This is a genomic window from Pseudomonas sp. PDM13 (assembly GCF_025685765.1).
Taxonomy (GTDB): Bacteria; Pseudomonadota; Gammaproteobacteria; order Pseudomonadales; family Pseudomonadaceae; genus Metapseudomonas; species Metapseudomonas solani.
Window position 1 is genome coordinate 358,947 of record NZ_JAOTQU010000001.1, and the last position, 15,437, is coordinate 374,383.

Annotated in this window: 15 protein-coding genes and 1 tRNA gene; 9 read left to right on the forward strand and 7 right to left on the reverse strand. The window is 64.3% G+C overall.

Going from position 1 to position 15,437, the window contains the following annotated elements:
- Positions 1-6: 6 nt before the first annotated feature.
- The 5 genes from secF to queA form a co-directional block, all read right to left on the reverse strand.
- Positions 7-921: a protein translocase subunit SecF gene (gene secF, locus OEJ36_RS01700; RefSeq protein ID WP_263400131.1), complete on the reverse strand. Its 915-nt coding sequence runs from the start codon at positions 919-921 to the stop codon at positions 7-9.
- Positions 922-928: 7 nt separating this feature from the next.
- Entirely contained in the window at positions 929-2,791 is a 1,863-nt protein-coding gene (gene secD / locus OEJ36_RS01705) for a protein translocase subunit SecD (RefSeq protein ID WP_263400132.1), read from the reverse strand.
- A gap of 61 nt (positions 2,792-2,852) precedes the next feature.
- The gene (gene yajC / locus OEJ36_RS01710) at positions 2,853-3,194 is read right to left on the reverse strand and encodes a preprotein translocase subunit YajC (RefSeq protein WP_184487498.1); all 342 of its coding nucleotides are present in this window, start codon (positions 3,192-3,194) and stop codon (positions 2,853-2,855) included.
- A 56-nt stretch (positions 3,195-3,250) separates the two neighbouring features.
- Positions 3,251-4,366, reverse strand: coding sequence for a tRNA guanosine(34) transglycosylase Tgt (tgt, locus tag OEJ36_RS01715; RefSeq protein WP_263400169.1), 1,116 nt, complete (start codon positions 4,364-4,366; stop codon positions 3,251-3,253).
- A gap of 14 nt (positions 4,367-4,380) precedes the next feature.
- The gene (gene queA, locus OEJ36_RS01720) at positions 4,381-5,430 is read right to left on the reverse strand and encodes a tRNA preQ1(34) S-adenosylmethionine ribosyltransferase-isomerase QueA (RefSeq protein WP_263400133.1); all 1,050 of its coding nucleotides are present in this window, start codon (positions 5,428-5,430) and stop codon (positions 4,381-4,383) included.
- A gap of 107 nt (positions 5,431-5,537) precedes the next feature.
- Between queA and OEJ36_RS01725 the strand changes: the two genes are divergently transcribed.
- The 3 genes from OEJ36_RS01725 (at position 5,538) to OEJ36_RS01735 (ending at position 6,791) form a co-directional block, all read left to right on the forward strand.
- A tRNA-Leu gene (locus tag OEJ36_RS01725) sits at positions 5,538-5,623 on the forward strand.
- A gap of 344 nt (positions 5,624-5,967) precedes the next feature.
- Complete coding sequence (locus OEJ36_RS01730) at positions 5,968-6,180, forward strand: cold-shock protein (RefSeq protein ID WP_003298189.1); 213 nt, start codon at positions 5,968-5,970, stop codon at positions 6,178-6,180.
- A gap of 113 nt (positions 6,181-6,293) precedes the next feature.
- Positions 6,294-6,791, forward strand: coding sequence for an RDD family protein (locus OEJ36_RS01735; RefSeq protein ID WP_263400134.1), 498 nt, complete (start codon positions 6,294-6,296; stop codon positions 6,789-6,791).
- A 63-nt stretch (positions 6,792-6,854) separates the two neighbouring features.
- On the opposite strand, the gene lptG is transcribed toward OEJ36_RS01735, so the two are convergent.
- Together lptG and lptF are read right to left on the reverse strand one after the other, a co-directional pair.
- Positions 6,855-7,916, reverse strand: coding sequence for an LPS export ABC transporter permease LptG (lptG, locus tag OEJ36_RS01740; protein WP_031288249.1), 1,062 nt, complete (start codon positions 7,914-7,916; stop codon positions 6,855-6,857).
- On the reverse strand, positions 7,909-9,027 hold the full coding sequence (gene lptF, locus OEJ36_RS01745) for an LPS export ABC transporter permease LptF (RefSeq protein ID WP_263400135.1): 1,119 nt from the start codon (positions 9,025-9,027) through the stop codon (positions 7,909-7,911). The genes lptG and lptF overlap by 8 nt, the downstream gene beginning before the upstream one ends.
- A 143-nt stretch (positions 9,028-9,170) precedes the next feature.
- Between lptF and OEJ36_RS01750 the strand changes: the two genes are divergently transcribed.
- From OEJ36_RS01750 to OEJ36_RS01775, 6 genes are all read left to right on the forward strand, one after another.
- A complete protein-coding gene (locus OEJ36_RS01750) occupies positions 9,171-10,655 on the forward strand; it encodes a leucyl aminopeptidase (protein WP_263400136.1) in 1,485 nt (494 codons plus the stop codon).
- Between the two features lie 63 nt (positions 10,656-10,718).
- A complete protein-coding gene (locus tag OEJ36_RS01755; RefSeq protein WP_263400137.1) occupies positions 10,719-11,138 on the forward strand; it encodes a DNA polymerase III subunit chi in 420 nt (139 codons plus the stop codon).
- 9 nt (positions 11,139-11,147) lie between these two features.
- Positions 11,148-11,621, forward strand: a complete 474-nt coding sequence (locus tag OEJ36_RS01760; protein ID WP_263400138.1) for a DNA polymerase III subunit chi — start codon at positions 11,148-11,150, stop codon at positions 11,619-11,621.
- 109 nt (positions 11,622-11,730) lie between these two features.
- Positions 11,731-14,580, forward strand: coding sequence for a valine--tRNA ligase (locus OEJ36_RS01765; RefSeq protein ID WP_043240057.1), 2,850 nt, complete (start codon positions 11,731-11,733; stop codon positions 14,578-14,580).
- A gap of 55 nt (positions 14,581-14,635) precedes the next feature.
- Positions 14,636-15,085, forward strand: a complete 450-nt coding sequence (locus tag OEJ36_RS01770; protein ID WP_263400139.1) for an SRPBCC family protein — start codon at positions 14,636-14,638, stop codon at positions 15,083-15,085.
- A gap of 13 nt (positions 15,086-15,098) precedes the next feature.
- Positions 15,099-15,395 carry a winged helix-turn-helix domain-containing protein gene (locus OEJ36_RS01775; RefSeq protein WP_263400140.1) on the forward strand — a complete coding sequence of 99 codons (297 nt, stop codon included), beginning with the start codon at positions 15,099-15,101 and terminating at the stop codon, positions 15,393-15,395.
- Positions 15,396-15,437: the final 42 nt, after the last annotated feature.

Here is a 15,437-nt window from a genome sequence, read left to right on the forward strand (position 1 = left end):
TCACACTCAGGGACGCTCGTCCACCTCGGTGGCCACGGCCGGAGGAATCAGGTCCTCCGAACGCAGGCCCAGCCAGATGAGGACGGGGGCACTGATGTAGATCGACGAGTAGGTACCCACGACCACACCCACCAGCAGCGCGACCGCGAACCCGTGCAGGCTGTCACCACCGAACACCAGCAGCGCGACCAGGGCCAGCGCGGTGGACGTCGAGGTGGCGATGGTACGCAGCAGGGTCTGGGTGCAGGAGACGTCGATGTTCTCGATCAGGTCAGCCTTGCGCAGCACGCGGAAGTTCTCGCGGATACGGTCGAAGATGATGATGGTGTCGTTCAGCGAGTAACCGATCATCGCCAGCACTGCCGCCAGCACCGTCAGGTCGAACGGCAACTGGAAGAACGCCAGGATGCCCAGGGTGACGATCACGTCGTGCACCAGGGATGCCACCGCGCCGACACCGAACTTCCACTGGAAGCGGAAGGCCAGGTACAGCAGGATGCCGCCCAGCGCGAGCAGCATGGCGAGGCCACCCTGGTCACGCAGCTCTTCACCTACCTGCGGGCCGACGAACTCGACACGCTTGACCACGAACTTGCTGTCGGCGTCGATCTTGCGCAGCGCAGCGGCAACCTGGTTGCCCAGTTGCGGGTCCTCGCCCGCCATGCGCACCAGCACATCGGTGCTGGCGCCAAAGCTCTGCACCACGGCATCGCGATAGCCGGCCTGCCCCAGTTCTTCCTTGATCAGCTCGAGATTGGCGGGCTTCTCATAGGACAGCTCGATCAGGGTGCCGCCGGTGAAGTCCAGGCCGAAGTTCAGCCCCTTCATGAACAGCGCGCCAATACCGATCAGGCTGATGACGACGGTGACGGCGAACGCGAAATTGCGGATCGCCATGAAGCGGATTGTTGACTTGATCATGGCTGCCTCAGATCCACAGTTTCTTGAAGTTACGGCCACCGAAGATCAGGTTGACCAGACCACGGGTGAACATGATCGCGGTGAACATCGAGGTGACGATACCCAGGGACATGGTGACGGCGAAGCCCTTGATCGGGCCGGTGCCCAGCGCAAAGAGGATGCCGCCCACCAGCAGGGTGGTCAGGTTGGAGTCGATGATCGCGGCGTAGGCGCGGTCGAAGCCTTCATGAATGGCACGCTGTACGGACATGCCATTGGCCAACTCTTCTCGTATCCGTGAATAGATCAGTACGTTGGCGTCCACCGCCATGCCCAGGGTCAGCACGATACCCGCGATACCCGGCAGAGTCAGGGTCGCACCGATGGCCGACATCAGGCCCACCAGCAGGGCCAGGTTGAAGGCCAGGGCAACGGTCGCCAGCACACCGAAGAAGCGGTAGATGGCGATGATGAACAGCGACACGAAGACCATCGCCCACTCGGTGGACTCGATGCCCTTGACGATGTTCTCGGCACCCAGGCTCGGGCCGATGGTGCGTTCTTCAGCGAAGTACATCGGCGCAGCCAGGCCACCGGCACGCAGCAGCAGGGCCAGCTCGGAAGACTCGCCCTGGCCGTTCAGGCCAGTGATACGGAACTGGTTGCCCAGCGGCGACTGGATAGTCGCCAGGCTGATGATCTTCTTCTCTTCCTTGAAGCCAGGAACCACGACTTCCTGCTCGACACCGTCCACCACCTGCTTGACCTTGCGGTTCATCGGGCGCTGTTCGATGAAGATCACGGCCATGCTGCGGCCGACGTTGTTGCGGGTGGCACGGTTCATCAGCTCGCCGCCATGGCCATCCAGACGGATGTTCACCTGCGGGCGGCCGTTCTCGTCGTAGCTGGCCTGGGCGTCGGTGACCTGGTCACCGGTGATGATCAGGCTGCGCTCCAGCGGCACCGGCGGACGACCCGGCTCGCGGAATTCGAAGGATTCGGTGCTGGCCTTGCTCGCATCGGGCGCGGCAGCCAGGCGGAACTCGAGGTTGGCGGTCTTGCCGAGAATACGCTTGGCTTCGGCAGTGTCCTGCACACCCGGCAGCTCAACCACGATGCGGTTGGCGCCCTGGCGCTGTACCAGCGGCTCGGAGACGCCCAGCTCGTTCACGCGGTTGCGTACGGTGGTCAGGTTCTGCTTGATCGAGTATTCGCGGATTTCCGACAGCTTGGCCTGGGTCAGGGTCAGGCTCATCACCTGCTGATCACCACGCTCGGCGGTCTTCAGGTCGAAATCGGTAAAGGACTTGCGGATCAGCGACTGCGCCTTGTCCAGCGACTCCTGGTCGGTGAAGCCCAGCTGGAAGCCGTTGTCGATGCCCGGCAGGCTGCGGTAGCGCACGCGCTCCTTGCGCAGCAGGGTGCGGACTTCGCCTTCGTAGATCTTCACGCGGGCGGAAACGGCTTTCTCCATGTCCACTTCCAGCAGGAAGTGCACACCACCGGAAAGGTCGAGACCCAGCTTCATCGGCGTCGCGTGTACGCTGCGCAGCCAGTCCGGCGTGGTCGGCGCGAGGTTCAGCGCAACCACGTAGTCCTCGCCCAGCACCTGGGTGATGACTTCCTTGGCCGGCAGCTGATCGCCCAGCTTGGTCAGGCGCAGCAGCCCGCCACGTTCGCTGAGGCTCGCGCTTTTGACTTCGAACCCGGCAGCCTTGAGAGCCGCCACGGAGCGATCGAGATCGCCCTGCTGGATCTTCAGCGCAGTGCTGTTACCAGAGATCTGGATGGCCGGATCATTGGGGTAGAGGTTAGGTGCGGAATAGACCAGGCCGAGGGCGAGAACCGCCACGATCAGCAGATATTTCCACAGAGGGTACTTGTTGAGCATGACACCGCCCGTTATGACGCGGGGCGCCTTAAGCGCCCCGTGAATGGTGAAGAACGAATCGTTAGATGGCTTTCAGCGTGCCTTTCGGCAGCGTGGCCGCGATGGCGACCTTCTGGATCTTCAGTTCGACGGTGTCGGACACCTCGATGACCACGAAGTCATCGGAGACCTTGACCACCTTGCCGGCGATACCGCCAGAGGTAACCACTTCGTCGCCCTTCTGCAGGTTGCCCAGCAGATTCTTGTGCTCTTTGGCGCGCTTGGACTGGGGACGCCAGATCATCAGGTAGAAGATGACCAGGAAACCGACCAGGAAAACCCACTCGAAGCCAGTGCCGGCGGGACCAGCTGCTGCGGCCGGGGCGGCAGCGTCGGCATAGGCGGCGGGAATCAGAAAGCTCATGTAGCACTCCTGTTGCGAAAATTTGAAGAATGTTCAGCTCTATATATGCGGCTTTATCAGTCCAGGGGCGGTGTCGGTAGTCCGCGCCGGGCATAGAAGGCATCGACAAAGGCGGCCAATTTACCCTGTTGGATTGCCTCGCGCAAACCAGCCATCAGGCGCTGGTAATGCCGCAAGTTGTGGATTGTATTCAACATGCTGCCGAGCATTTCACCGCATTTGTCCAGATGGTGCAGATAGGCCCTGGAGAAATGTTTGCAGGTGTAACAGTCGCAGGTCGGGTCCAGCGGCGAGTCGTCGTACTTGTGCACCGAGTTACGGATTTTCAGCACCCCGGTCTCGACGAACAGGTGGCCGTTGCGGGCGTTACGGGTCGGCATCACGCAGTCGAACATGTCCACACCGCGGCGCACGCCTTCCACCAGGTCTTCCGGCTTGCCCACGCCCATCAGGTAGCGCGGCTTGTCCGCCGGCATCTGGGCGGGCAGGTAATCGAGTACACGGATCATTTCCTCCTTGGGCTCGCCCACGGAGAGGCCGCCGATGGCCAGGCCGTCGAAACCGATCTCGTTCAACCCGTCCAGCGAACGCATGCGCAGCTCTTCATGCATGCCGCCCTGAACGATGCCGAACAACGCGGCCGTGCTTTCGCCATGAGCGGTCTTCGAGCGCTTGGCCCAACGCAGCGACAGTTCCATGGAGCGTTTGGCCACATCGAGGTCGGCCGGGTACGGCGTGCACTCGTCGAAGATCATCACGATGTCGGAGCCGAGATCGCGCTGCACCTGCATGGACTCCTCAGGGCCCATGAACACCTTGGCGCCATCCACAGGGGAGGCGAAGGTCACGCCCTCCTCCTTGATCTTGCGCATGGCACCCAGGCTGAAGACCTGGAAGCCACCCGAGTCGGTGAGGATCGGCCCCTGCCACTGCATGAAGTCATGGAGGTCGCCGTGGCGCTTGATCACCTCGGTACCGGGGCGCAGCCAGAGGTGGAAGGTATTGCCGAGGATGATCTGCGCACCGATGTCCTCGATGTCGCGGGGGAGCATGCCCTTGACCGTCCCATAGGTACCGACAGGCATGAAGGCCGGCGTTTCGACCACGCCACGGGGGAAGGTCAGACGGCCGCGGCGGGCCTTGCCTTCGGTGGCCAGCAGTTCGAAGGTCATGCGGCAGGTACGGGTCATGCTTGGTCCTCGGGCCCGCGTGGAGCGGGGTTGCGGGTGATGAACATGGCATCACCGTAACTGAAGAAGCGATAGCCCTGCTCAACCGCTGCACTGTAGGCAGCCATTGTTTCCGGATAGCCGGCAAAGGCCGACACCAGCATCAGCAGGGTGGATTCGGGGAGATGGAAATTGGTCACCAGGGCATCCACCACATGGAAGGGTCGGCCCGGGTAGATGAAGATATCGGTGTCGCCACTGAAGGGTTTGAGCACGCCATCGCGTGCAGCGCTTTCCAGCGAGCGCACGCTGGTGGTACCGACAGCGATCACCCGGCCGCCACGGGCACGGCAAGCCGCCACGGCGTCAACCACCTCCTGGCCGACCTCCAGCCACTCGAGGTGCATGTGGTGCTCCTCGATGCGCTCGACGCGGACCGGCTGAAAGGTGCCGGCCCCCACGTGGAGGGTGACGAACGCGGTTTCGACGCCCTTGGCAGCGATGGACTCCAGCAACGCCTCGTCGAAATGCAGCCCGGCCGTAGGCGCCGCGACCGCGCCGGCGTGGCGGGCATAAACGGTCTGGTAGCGCTCGCGGTCCGCGTCTTCGTCTGGCCTATCTATATAAGGAGGCAATGGCATGTGCCCGAGGCGGTCCAGCAGCGGCAGCACGTCTTCGGCAAAACCCAGCTCGAACAACGCATCGTGGCGCGCCAGCATGGTCGCCTCGGCACCGCCGTCGATGAGAATGGTAGAGCCCGGTTTCGGCGACTTGCTCGAACGCACATGGGCCAGCACGCGATGGCTGTCCAGCACGCGCTCCACCAGTATCTCCAGCTTGCCGCCCGATGCCTTCTGGCCAAACAGGCGCGCCGGGATCACCCGGGTGTTGTTGAACACCATCAGGTCGCCGGGGCGCAGATAGCCCAGCAGGTCGGCAAAGCCCTTGTGGGCCAATTCACCCGTGGTGCCATCGAGCACCAGCAGGCGGCTGGCACGCCGCTCGCTCAGCGGATGACGGGCGATGAGGTGCTCGGGGAGCTCGAAATGAAAGTCGGCAACGCGCATGGTGGGGTCTTCTTGCAGGGGCGCGAATATTAACGGAAATGCGTAAATCTGACCACGCGGGCGGATTGACCCGCCTCGGCCGCCTCCCTATACTCCGCCGCCATCGTGCCCCGGTGGCGGAATGGTAGACGCGGCGGATTCAAAATCCGTTTCTGGCGACAGAGTGAGAGTTCGAGTCTCTCCCGGGGCACCACGATTTCAGCAAGCCCGCATTTATCGCGCGCTGCAGCCCATCGCTACACCTCAAACCAGCCCTGCCGAAGCCCCTTTTTCAGAAGCCGTACATCGGCACTGGAAATCTTCTCAAACCCCGCCTAGGATTGACCTTTCGGGGGGTTGGCAATTCCAAGAAAGTTAGCGTAGAGTGTGCGCACTGTGTTTGCATGGGTCGCTGTTGAATCGTGACCTGGTGCAGTAGATCCTACAGATCCGCTACATCCCGCTCGACTTCTCTTACTCTCTGCAACCAGTTCCAGCCCTCTATGCTTTAAGAAAAGCAAGAGGCTGTCATCAACTCTAGTTTCAAGGAAATAAGACATGTCGAATCGTCAAAACGGCACCGTTAAGTGGTTCAACGACGAGAAGGGTTTTGGTTTCATCACCCCCGAAAGCGGTCCGGATCTGTTCGTGCACTTCCGCGCTATCGAAGGTAACGGCTTCAAGAGCCTGAAAGAAGGCCAGAAAGTCAGCTTCGTAGCTGTGCAAGGTCAAAAAGGCATGCAGGCTGACCAGGTTCAAATCCTGGGCTAAGCCTTCTGCTTTGAAAGAACCCCTGATGGAAACATCAGGGGTTTTTTTATGCCCGTGATTCTATGGAGCCCAACCCTTAGAATGTCGCGACCCCACGTTTGCAAGGGCTTTCCATGCCGAACCAGAAACTGCGTCCCGAAGGCGATTTCCCCGTCGCGGGTCCGATCCGCCGCTTCGCTGCAATCTTCTACGACTTCCTTCTCTGCGTTGCCCTGATGATGGTCGTCACCCTCTTCTATCAGCAGGTGATCCTGCGCGCGATCTTCGGCGGCGAGCGCCTGCGACAGATGGCCGAACAGGGCGCACTGATCGGCGACCCGGTGCTTTCCAGCCTGCTGTTCCTCAGCCTCTTCGCCTTCTTCAGCAAGTTCTGGATGCGCGGCGGCCAAACCCTCGGCATGCAGGTCTGGGGCGTGCGCATCCAGAACCGCGACGGCTCGGCCATCAGCCTGTGGCAGGCCCTGCTTCGCTTCGTGGTCGCCATCGGCTCCTGGCTGTGCTTCGGCCTCGGCTTCCTGTGGATGATCGTCGACAAGCAGAAGCGCAGCTGGCACGACATGTACTCCGACAGCCAGGTCGTCCAACTGCCGAAGAACATCCACAAGAAGTAGCGCCACCCGAATCGCGCCCAAGAAAAAGCCGGCTCGCAGCCGGCTTTTTCATGCCCGGGGAAACTACCCCGCGCGCCTCAACAGCCAGGCACCGGCCAGGGCGCAGATACCCGCGGGGATCAGCACCGCCAGCAGCGGCGAGAAACCGAATACCAGGCTGGACGGGCCAAGCAGGTCCTGGCTGATGCGCACCACGAAGCCGATCACCACGCCAGTGAACACACGCTGCCCCAGGGTGACCGAGCGCAGCGGCCCGAAGATGAAGGAGATCGCCATCAACACCAGCGCGCCGGTGACCAGCGGCTGCAGCACCTTGGTCCAGAACGCCAGCCAGTAGCGGCCGTTGTTCAACCCCTGGTCCGCCAGGTAATGGGTGTAGCGCCACAGGCCGGTGATCGACAGTGCCTCGGGCTCCATCACCACCGTGCCCAGCAGCTGCGGATTCAGCTCGATGTCCCAGCGCTCGTTCGCCGCTTCCACCACTTCGGTGTGGTCACCGCGGAAGTAGGTGGTGGAAACATCTTCCAGTTGCCAGTGATCGGTCTGGTACAGGGCACGACGGGCGAAGCTCGCCGACTGCATATGGCGTTCGCCGTCGAAGTCGTAGCGGGTCACACCATAGAGCACGCCATTGGGCTGCACGGCGTTGATGTGCACGTACTGGTTACCCTGACGGTGCCACAGGCCGCGCTTGGCGCTCTGCGCCTCACCGCCACCCTGCGCCAGGGCGCGGTTGCCCTGTGCCAGGTTCTCGCTCCAGGGCGCGACGTACTCACCGATCAGCACGCCCACCAGCATCAGCACCAGCAGCGGCTTCATCACCGCCCAGACGATACGCCCGATGGACACGCCCGCCGCACGCATGATGGTCAGTTCGCTGCTGCTGGCCAGGCCACCGAGGCCGATCAGGCTGCCGATCAGCGCCGCCATCGGCAGCATCTCGTATACCCGGCGCGGCGTGGTCATCAGCACATAGGTGGCCGCTTCCAGCACACCGTAGGAGCCATCCACATCGCCCAGTTCGTCGATGAAGGCGAACAGCAGCGCCAGCCCGACTATCACCCCCAGCACCGCGAGGATGCCGAAGAACACGCTGGTGCCGATATAACGATCCAACCTAACCATGGGCCACCTCACGGGCATCACGACGAGCTGCCCACTTCAGCCGCATAGGCTCCCAGTAAAGCAATGACAGGCCCACCAGCAGGAACATCCCGTGCACCCACCAGAGGCCGAGCGCCATGGGGATCTTGCCCTTGTCCAGCTGGCCGCGCGCAGCGATCAGCAGGGACAGGTAAGCCATATAAAGAAGGATCGCCGGCAGCAGCTTGAGGAAGCGGCCCTGGCGCGGATTGACCCGCGACAGCGGCACCGCCAGCAGGGTCACCACGAACACCAGCAGCGGAATGGACAGGCGCCATTGCAGTTCGGCCTGGTAGCGCGGATTGTCACTGCCGATCAGCTCGGAGGTCGGGATCGCCTCGCGCTCACCGATTTCGCTGCTGATTTCCGGCTTGGGCAGGAGGATGCCGTAGGTCTCGTATTTGATGGCACGGTAGTCGGCCTTGCCCGGGTTACCGTCGTAGCGGTAGCCGTTCTCCAGGATCAGGTAGCGGCTGCCATCCTTGTGGATGACCTGGCTGCCCTTCTCCGCCACCAGCACGCCGATGCCGCGTTCCTTGTTGTTCTGCGACAGGCGCTTCTCGGAGATGAACACCCCGCCCAGCTCGCCACGGTCGGCCGAAAGGCTCTCGGTGTAGGTCACCCGCGTGCCGTTCTTCATGGTCTGGAAGCGGCCCGGCACCAGGGTGTCGAACTCGGTCAGCGCGTCCTGCTCATTGAGGATGCGCGCCACCTGGGCCACGCCCTGGGGCGCCAGGCCCAGGCTCAGCCAGGCCACCAGCAGAGCCACCAGGGTCGCCGGCGCCAGGCTATAGGCCATCAGCCGTTGCTGGCTCATACCGGTGGCGGCGAGCACGGTCATCTCGCTGTCCAGGTAGAGCCGGCCATAGGCCAGGAGGAAACCGAGGAACAGGCCAAGCGGCAGGATCAGCTCGAGGAAGCCCGGCAGGCGGAAGCCCATGATCAGGAACAGCACGCCCGGGTCCAGGACGCCTTGCGCGGCCTGGGCCAAGTACTTGATGAAGCGACCACTCATGATGATCACCAGCAGCACCGCACTTACGGCGCTCAGGGTGACCAGGACTTCGCGGGACAGATAACGGAAGACAATCAAACCAGACACTCCAGGGTTGTCAGGCTCAGGCGGCTACGCTCAAACTAGCCGCTTTGTGGCCAGCCCGCCGAACCGGCGGACCACTGAAAAATGGCCGGCATTATATCCTGCAATCCCGACTCTTTGTCTTGGGGACATACGTCATGGAATTCCTCGTCAAAAGCGCTCGTCCCGAAACCCTGAAAACCGCCACCCTGGTCGTCGCCGTCAGCGAAGGCCGCAAACTGGGCACCGCCGCCAGCGCACTGGATGGCGCCACCGGTGGCGCCATCAGCGCCCTGCTCAAGCGTGGCGATATCGCCGGCAAGGTCGGCCAGACCCTGCTGCTGCACAGCCTGCCCAACCTCAAGGCCGAACGCGTGCTGCTGGTGGGCGTGGGCAAGGAACGTGAACTCGGCGACCGCCAGTTCCGCAAGGTCGCCGCCGCCGTCAACGGCGTGCTCAAGGGCCTCGGCGGCAGCGACGCCGTACTGGCCCTGGGCGAACTCGCGGTCAAGGGCCGCGACGCCTACGGCAAGGCCCGCCTGCTGGTGGAAACCCTGGCCGACGGCACCTACCGCTTCGACCGCTTCAAAAGCACCAAGGCCGATGCCCCGGCGCTGAAGAAAATCACCCTGCTGGCCGAGAAGGCCGAAGTCGCCGACGTCGAGCGTGGCAGCGCCCATGCCCAGGCCATCGCCACCGGCATGGCCTTCACCAAGGACCTCGGCAACCTGCCGCCGAACCTCTGCCACCCCAGCTTCCTCGCCGAGGAGGCCAAGGCACTGGCCAAGGCCCACAAGAACCTCAAGGTCGAAGTACTGGACGAGAAGAAGCTCAAGGAGCTCGGCGCCGGTGCCTTCCTCGCCGTCGCCCAGGGCAGCGACCAGCCGCCGCGGATGATCGTGCTCAACTACCAGGGCGGCAAGAAGGACGACAAACCCTACGCCCTGGTGGGCAAGGGCATCACCTTCGATACCGGCGGCATCAGCATCAAGCCCGCCGCCGGCATGGACGAGATGAAGTACGACATGTGCGGCGCCGCCAGCGTGCTCGGCACCTTCCGTGCCCTGCTCGAGCTGCAGCTGCCGATCAACGTCGTCGGCCTGCTGGCCTGCGCCGAAAACATGCCCAGCGGCGGCGCCACCCGCCCCGGTGACATCGTCACCACCATGAGCGGCCAGACCGTCGAAATTCTCAACACCGACGCAGAAGGCCGCCTGGTGCTGTGCGACACCCTCACCTACGCCGAGCGCTTCAAGCCCCAGGCGGTGATCGACATCGCCACCCTCACCGGCGCCTGCATCGTCGCCCTGGGCAGCAATGTCTCCGGCCTCATGGGCAACAACGACGGCCTGGTGAAGCAGATCCTCAAGGCCGGCGAATACGCCGACGACCGTGCCTGGCAGCTGCCGTTGTTCGACGAATACCAGGAGCAGCTCGACAGCCCCTTCGCCGACATCGCCAACATCGGCGGCCCCAAGGCCGGCACCATCACCGCCGGCTGCTTCCTGTCGCGCTTCGCCAAGAAGTTCCACTGGGCCCACCTCGACATCGCCGGCACCGCCTGGGTCAGCGGTGGCAAGGACAAGGGCGCCACCGGTCGTCCGGTGCCCCTGCTCACCCAGTACCTGCTGGACCGCGTGTAAACTGCAGCATCGCCCGGCGGCACAGGCCGCCGGGCACCCGCCTCACCTCAGGAACACCCAGCCATGACCCGCGTCGAGTTCTATGTCCTTTCTTCCAGCAGCCCGGCGGACCGCCTGCGCGCCGCCTGCCAGCTGGCGAGCAAGGCCTGGCGCCATGGCCTGCCGGTGTTCGTGCGCTGCGCCGACAAGGCCCAGGGCAACGAGCTGGACGAGCTGATGTGGCGCTTCAAGGCCGAAACCTTCATCCCCCACAGCCAGCATGAAGACGACCCGCACGCACCGGTGGTGATCGGCGCCAACGAGCAGCCCGAAGCCGCCCAGGGCCTGCTGATCAACCTCGACGCCAGCCTCTCGCCGCATCTCGAACGCTTCAGCCGCATCATCGAGATCGTCAACCAGGAGCCGGCGCTGCTTGCCGCCTGCCGTGAGAATTTCCGGACCTATCGCCAGCGCGGCTATGATCCAAAGCGAGTCGAACTCTAAGTACGCCCCATGGACAACTCCAGACCGCCGCAAAAGCCCGCTCACCTGCTCGACGACCTCGAGTCGATCCGCGCCCTGCTCGATGAACACACCAGCAGCGAGCCGCCCCTGCTCACCGAATCCGTCGACCCGGACAGCATTCCCCTGCTCTCCGAAATCGTCGAACCGCCGCCCTTCGAGCTCACCCCGCTGGGCAGCGAGCCCGTCGCGCCGCGCCCGGCGCCGGCGGTGCAGCCCGCCCCCGCACCTGCACCGCGGGTCGAGCAACCCAGCGCCACGCCCCTCCAGTCTGCCCTGCAGCGCAGCGCCGAAGCGGCCAGCGCCCAGGAATTCAGCCGCCTGGACACCGAGCTGCGCGCCGCCGCGCAACTCATCCTGCAAGACGTCATCGACGATTTCGTGCCCCAGATAGAAGCCGAGCTCAAGCGCCGCCTCAGCGCCCGCCTGACCCGCCTCCTGCCCCAGCCGCCCCGCCGCGGCTGACCGGCGCGCGCCTTGCGCCGCCCCATCGCGCCCCGCGCTTGGGGCTTGTACCCGCAGCCGCTATACTCGGCGGCTTTCCGATCAGTTGCCGACACGGTCCCGCCGCACCATGGACAAGACCTACCAGCCCCACGCCATCGAAACCTCCTGGTACCAGACCTGGGAGAAGAACAACTACTTCGCCCCGCAAGGCTCCGGCGAGTCCTACACCATCATGATCCCGCCGCCGAACGTCACCGGCAGCCTGCACATGGGTCATGGCTTCAACAACGCCATCATGGACGCGCTGATCCGCTTCCGCCGCATGCAGGGTCGCAACACCCTGTGGCAGCCGGGCACCGACCACGCCGGCATCGCCACCCAGATGGTGGTAGAGCGCCAGCTGGCCGCCCAGGGCGTCGATCGCCATGACCTCGGCCGCGAGAAGTTCCTCGACAAGGTCTGGGAATGGAAGGAACAGTCCGGCGGCACCATCACCCGCCAGATCCGCCGCCTCGGCTCCTCCGTCGACTGGTCGCGCGAGCGCTTCACCATGGACGACGGCCTCTCCGAAGCGGTCAAGGAAGCCTTCGTGCGCCTGCACGCGGACGGCCTGATCTACCGTGGCAAGCGCCTGGTCAACTGGGACACCAAGTTCCACACCGCCATCTCCGACCTCGAAGTGGAAAGCCACGACGAGAAGGGCCACCTGTGGAACCTGCGCTACCCGCTGGCCGACGGCCTGAAGACCGCCGACGGCAAGGACCACCTGGTGGTCGCCACCACCCGTCCGGAAACCCTGCTCGGCGACAGCGCCGTGGCCGTGCACCCGGAAGACGAGCGCTACAAGGCCCTGATCGGCAAGTTCGTCGAGCTGCCCCTGGTCGGCCGTCGCATCCCCATCATCGCCGATGACTACTGCGACCCCGAGTTCGGCACCGGCTGCGTGAAGATCACCCCGGCCCACGACTTCAACGACTACGAAGTCGGCAAGCGCCACGACCTGCCGCTGATCAACATCTTCGACAAGAACGCCGCCGTGCTCGCCACCGCCCAGGTGTTCCACATCGACGGCAGCGTCAACGGCGAATTCGACGGCAGCCTGCCCGCCGCCTACGCCGGCCTCGACCGCTTCGACGCGCGCAAGCGCATCGTCGCCGACATCGAAGCCCTCGGCCTGCTGGAGAAGATCGACGACCACGCCCTCAAGGTGCCCAAGGGCGACCGTTCCGGCACCGTCATCGAACCCTGGCTGACCGACCAGTGGTACGTCTCCACCAAGCCCCTGGCCGAACCCGCCATCGCCGCCGTGGAAGACGGTCGCATCCAGTTCGTGCCCAAGCAGTACGAAAACATGTACTTCTCCTGGATGCGTGACATCCAGGACTGGTGCATCAGCCGCCAGCTCTGGTGGGGCCACCGCATCCCGGCCTGGTACGACGAAGCCGGCAACGTCTACGTCGGCCGCGACGAAGCCGAAGTCCGCGCCAAGCACAACCTGGGTGACATCGCCCTGCGCCAGGACGACGACGTCCTCGACACCTGGTTCAGCTCGGGCCTGTGGACCTTCTCCACCCTCGGCTGGCCGGAACAGACCGACTTCCTCAAGACCTTCCACCCCACCGACGTGCTGGTCACCGGCTTCGACATCATCTTCTTCTGGGTCGCCCGGATGATCATGCTCACCATGCACCTGGTGAAGAACGACGACGGCAGCGCCCAGGTCCCGTTCAAGACCGTGTACGTCCACGGCCTGGTCCGCGACGGCCAGGGCCAGAAGATGTCCAAGTCCAAGGGCAACGTCCTCGACCCGCTGGACATCGTCGACGGCATCACCCTCGACGCCCTGCTGGAGAAACGCACCAGCGGCATGATGCAGCCCAAGCTGGCCGAGAAGATCGCCAAGCAGACCAAGGTCGAGTTCCCCGAAGGCATCAACAGCTACGGCACCGATGCCCTGCGCTTCACCTTCTGCTCGCTGGCCTCCACCGGCCGCGACATCAAGTTCGACATGGGCCGCGTCGAGGGCTACCGCAACTTCTGCAACAAGCTGTGGAACGCCGCCAACTTCGTCACCGAGAACACCGACGGCCAGGACACCGGCATCAACGGCGAAGCCGTCGAGCTGTCCTCGGTCGACCGCTGGATCATCTCCCAGCTGCAGCGCACCGAAGCCGAAGTCACCCGCCAGCTCGACGCCTTCCGCTTCGACCTCGCCGCCCAGGCCCTCTACGAATTCGTCTGGGACGAGTACTGCTCCTGGTACCTGGAACTGGTCAAGCCGGTGCTGTGGGACGAAAACGCCCCCATCGAGCGCCAGCGTGGCACCCGCCGCACCCTGGTGCGCGTGCTGGAGGTCATCCTGCGCCTGGCCCACCCGTTCATGCCCTTCATCACCGAAGAGATCTGGCAGCGCATCAAGGCCCAGGCCGGCGTCAGCGGTGACACCCTGATGCTGCAACCCTGGCCGGTGGCCAACGAAGCCCGTATCGACGCAGCCGCCGAAGACGACATCGAATGGGTCAAGACCCTGATGCTCGGCGTGCGCCAGATCCGTGGCGAGATGAAGATCTCCATGGCCAAGCGCATCGACGTGGTCCTGGCCAACGCCAGCGATGAAGACCTGCGCCGCCTCGCCGACAACGGCCCGCTGCTGAACAAGCTGGCCAAGTTCGAATCGGTCCGCGTCCTCGCCGCCGGCGAAGAAGCCCCCATGTCCGCCACCGCCCTGGTGGGTGACCTGCAGGTGCTGGTGCCCATGGCCGGCCTGATCGACAAGGAAGCCGAGCTGGCCCGCCTGGACAAGGAAATCCAGCGCCTGGACGGCGAAGTGAAGCGCGTCGGCGGCAAGCTCGCCAACGAAGGCTTCGTCGCCAAGGCCCCGGCCGAAGTGCTCGACAAGGAGCGCGCCAAGCTGGCCGAAGCCGAACAGGCCCTGGCCAAGCTGGCCGAGCAGCGCGAGAAGATCGCCAACCTGTAAGCCCACAAGGCCCGCCAATCGGCGGGCCTTGCTCTTTCATAGGGACGTGGAAGACATGCCCATCGAACTGCGCTTCGAATCCACCCTCGCCGTCAGCCCCGGCCAGGCCTGGAGCTGGATCACCGACGTCGACCGCCTGCGCGAGGAAATGCGCCCCTGGCTGCGCATGACCGTGCCCGCCGGCATCCGCAACCTCGAAGACCTCGCCTTCCAGCCCGGCGAGCCGCTGTTCACCAGCCACCTCTGGCTGTTCGGCTTTCTGCCGCTGGGCACTTCGCGGCTGACCCTGCGCGAGCTCACCCCGGGCGTCGGCTTCGTCGAGGAATCCCCCATGACCGGCATGCGCCTGTGGCGCCACGAACGCCGCCTGGAAGTACAGGGCAGTGGCACCCGGGTGATCGACCGCCTTACCGTCGAGCCACGGTTCGGCGCGCCGCTGGTGCGGCTGTTCCTGCGCCTGTTCTTCGCCAACCGCCACCGCGTGCTGCGCCATCGCGCGCCCTGAACCCGGAGCCCCCATGGAAACCAGCAAGACCAAGACCAGCTTCTACCGCCGCCTCTACGTCGCCTGGCTGATCGACAGCGGCACCGCCGCCAGCGTCCCCGCCCTGATGGACGCCACCGGCATGCCCCGCCGCACCGCCCAGGACACCCTCGCCGCTCTCGCCGACCTGGACATCGACTGCCAGTTCCAACAGGACGAAGGCGCCCGCAACAACGCCGGCCACTACGTGATCCGCGACTGGGGCGCCATCGACAAGTACTGGATCGCCGCCAACCTGCAACAGATCAAGGCCACCCTCGGTTACCCCTGACAGAATCCCCCGTAAGCAGTCGTAGCCCGGGCTTCAGCCCGG

Bases quoted from the DNA above. Each gene is read 5' to 3' on its own strand.
- OEJ36_RS01775 (WP_263400140.1), top strand. From the start codon at position 15,099: ATGGAAACCAGCAAGACCAAGACCAGCTTCTACCGCCGCCTCTACGTC.
- OEJ36_RS01765 (WP_043240057.1), top strand. From the start codon at position 11,731: ATGGACAAGACCTACCAGCCCCACGCCATCGAAACCTCCTGGTACCAG.
- secF (WP_263400131.1), bottom strand. From the start codon at position 921: ATGATCAAGTCAACAATCCGCTTCATGGCGATCCGCAATTTCGCGTTC.
- OEJ36_RS01730 (WP_003298189.1), top strand. From the start codon at position 5,968: ATGTCGAATCGTCAAAACGGCACCGTTAAGTGGTTCAACGACGAGAAG.
- OEJ36_RS01755 (WP_263400137.1), top strand. From the start codon at position 10,719: ATGACCCGCGTCGAGTTCTATGTCCTTTCTTCCAGCAGCCCGGCGGAC.
- queA (WP_263400133.1), bottom strand. From the start codon at position 5,430: ATGCGCGTTGCCGACTTTCATTTCGAGCTCCCCGAGCACCTCATCGCC.
- yajC (WP_184487498.1), bottom strand. From the start codon at position 3,194: ATGAGCTTTCTGATTCCCGCCGCCTATGCCGACGCTGCCGCCCCGGCC.
- tgt (WP_263400169.1), bottom strand. From the start codon at position 4,366: ATGACCTTCGAACTGCTGGCCACCGAAGGCAAGGCCCGCCGCGGCCGT.
- OEJ36_RS01760 (WP_263400138.1), top strand. From the start codon at position 11,148: ATGGACAACTCCAGACCGCCGCAAAAGCCCGCTCACCTGCTCGACGAC.
- lptG (WP_031288249.1), bottom strand. From the start codon at position 7,916: ATGGTTAGGTTGGATCGTTATATCGGCACCAGCGTGTTCTTCGGCATC.
- OEJ36_RS01735 (WP_263400134.1), top strand. From the start codon at position 6,294: ATGCCGAACCAGAAACTGCGTCCCGAAGGCGATTTCCCCGTCGCGGGT.
- OEJ36_RS01750 (WP_263400136.1), top strand. From the start codon at position 9,171: ATGGAATTCCTCGTCAAAAGCGCTCGTCCCGAAACCCTGAAAACCGCC.
- OEJ36_RS01770 (WP_263400139.1), top strand. From the start codon at position 14,636: ATGCCCATCGAACTGCGCTTCGAATCCACCCTCGCCGTCAGCCCCGGC.
- secD (WP_263400132.1), bottom strand. From the start codon at position 2,791: ATGCTCAACAAGTACCCTCTGTGGAAATATCTGCTGATCGTGGCGGTT.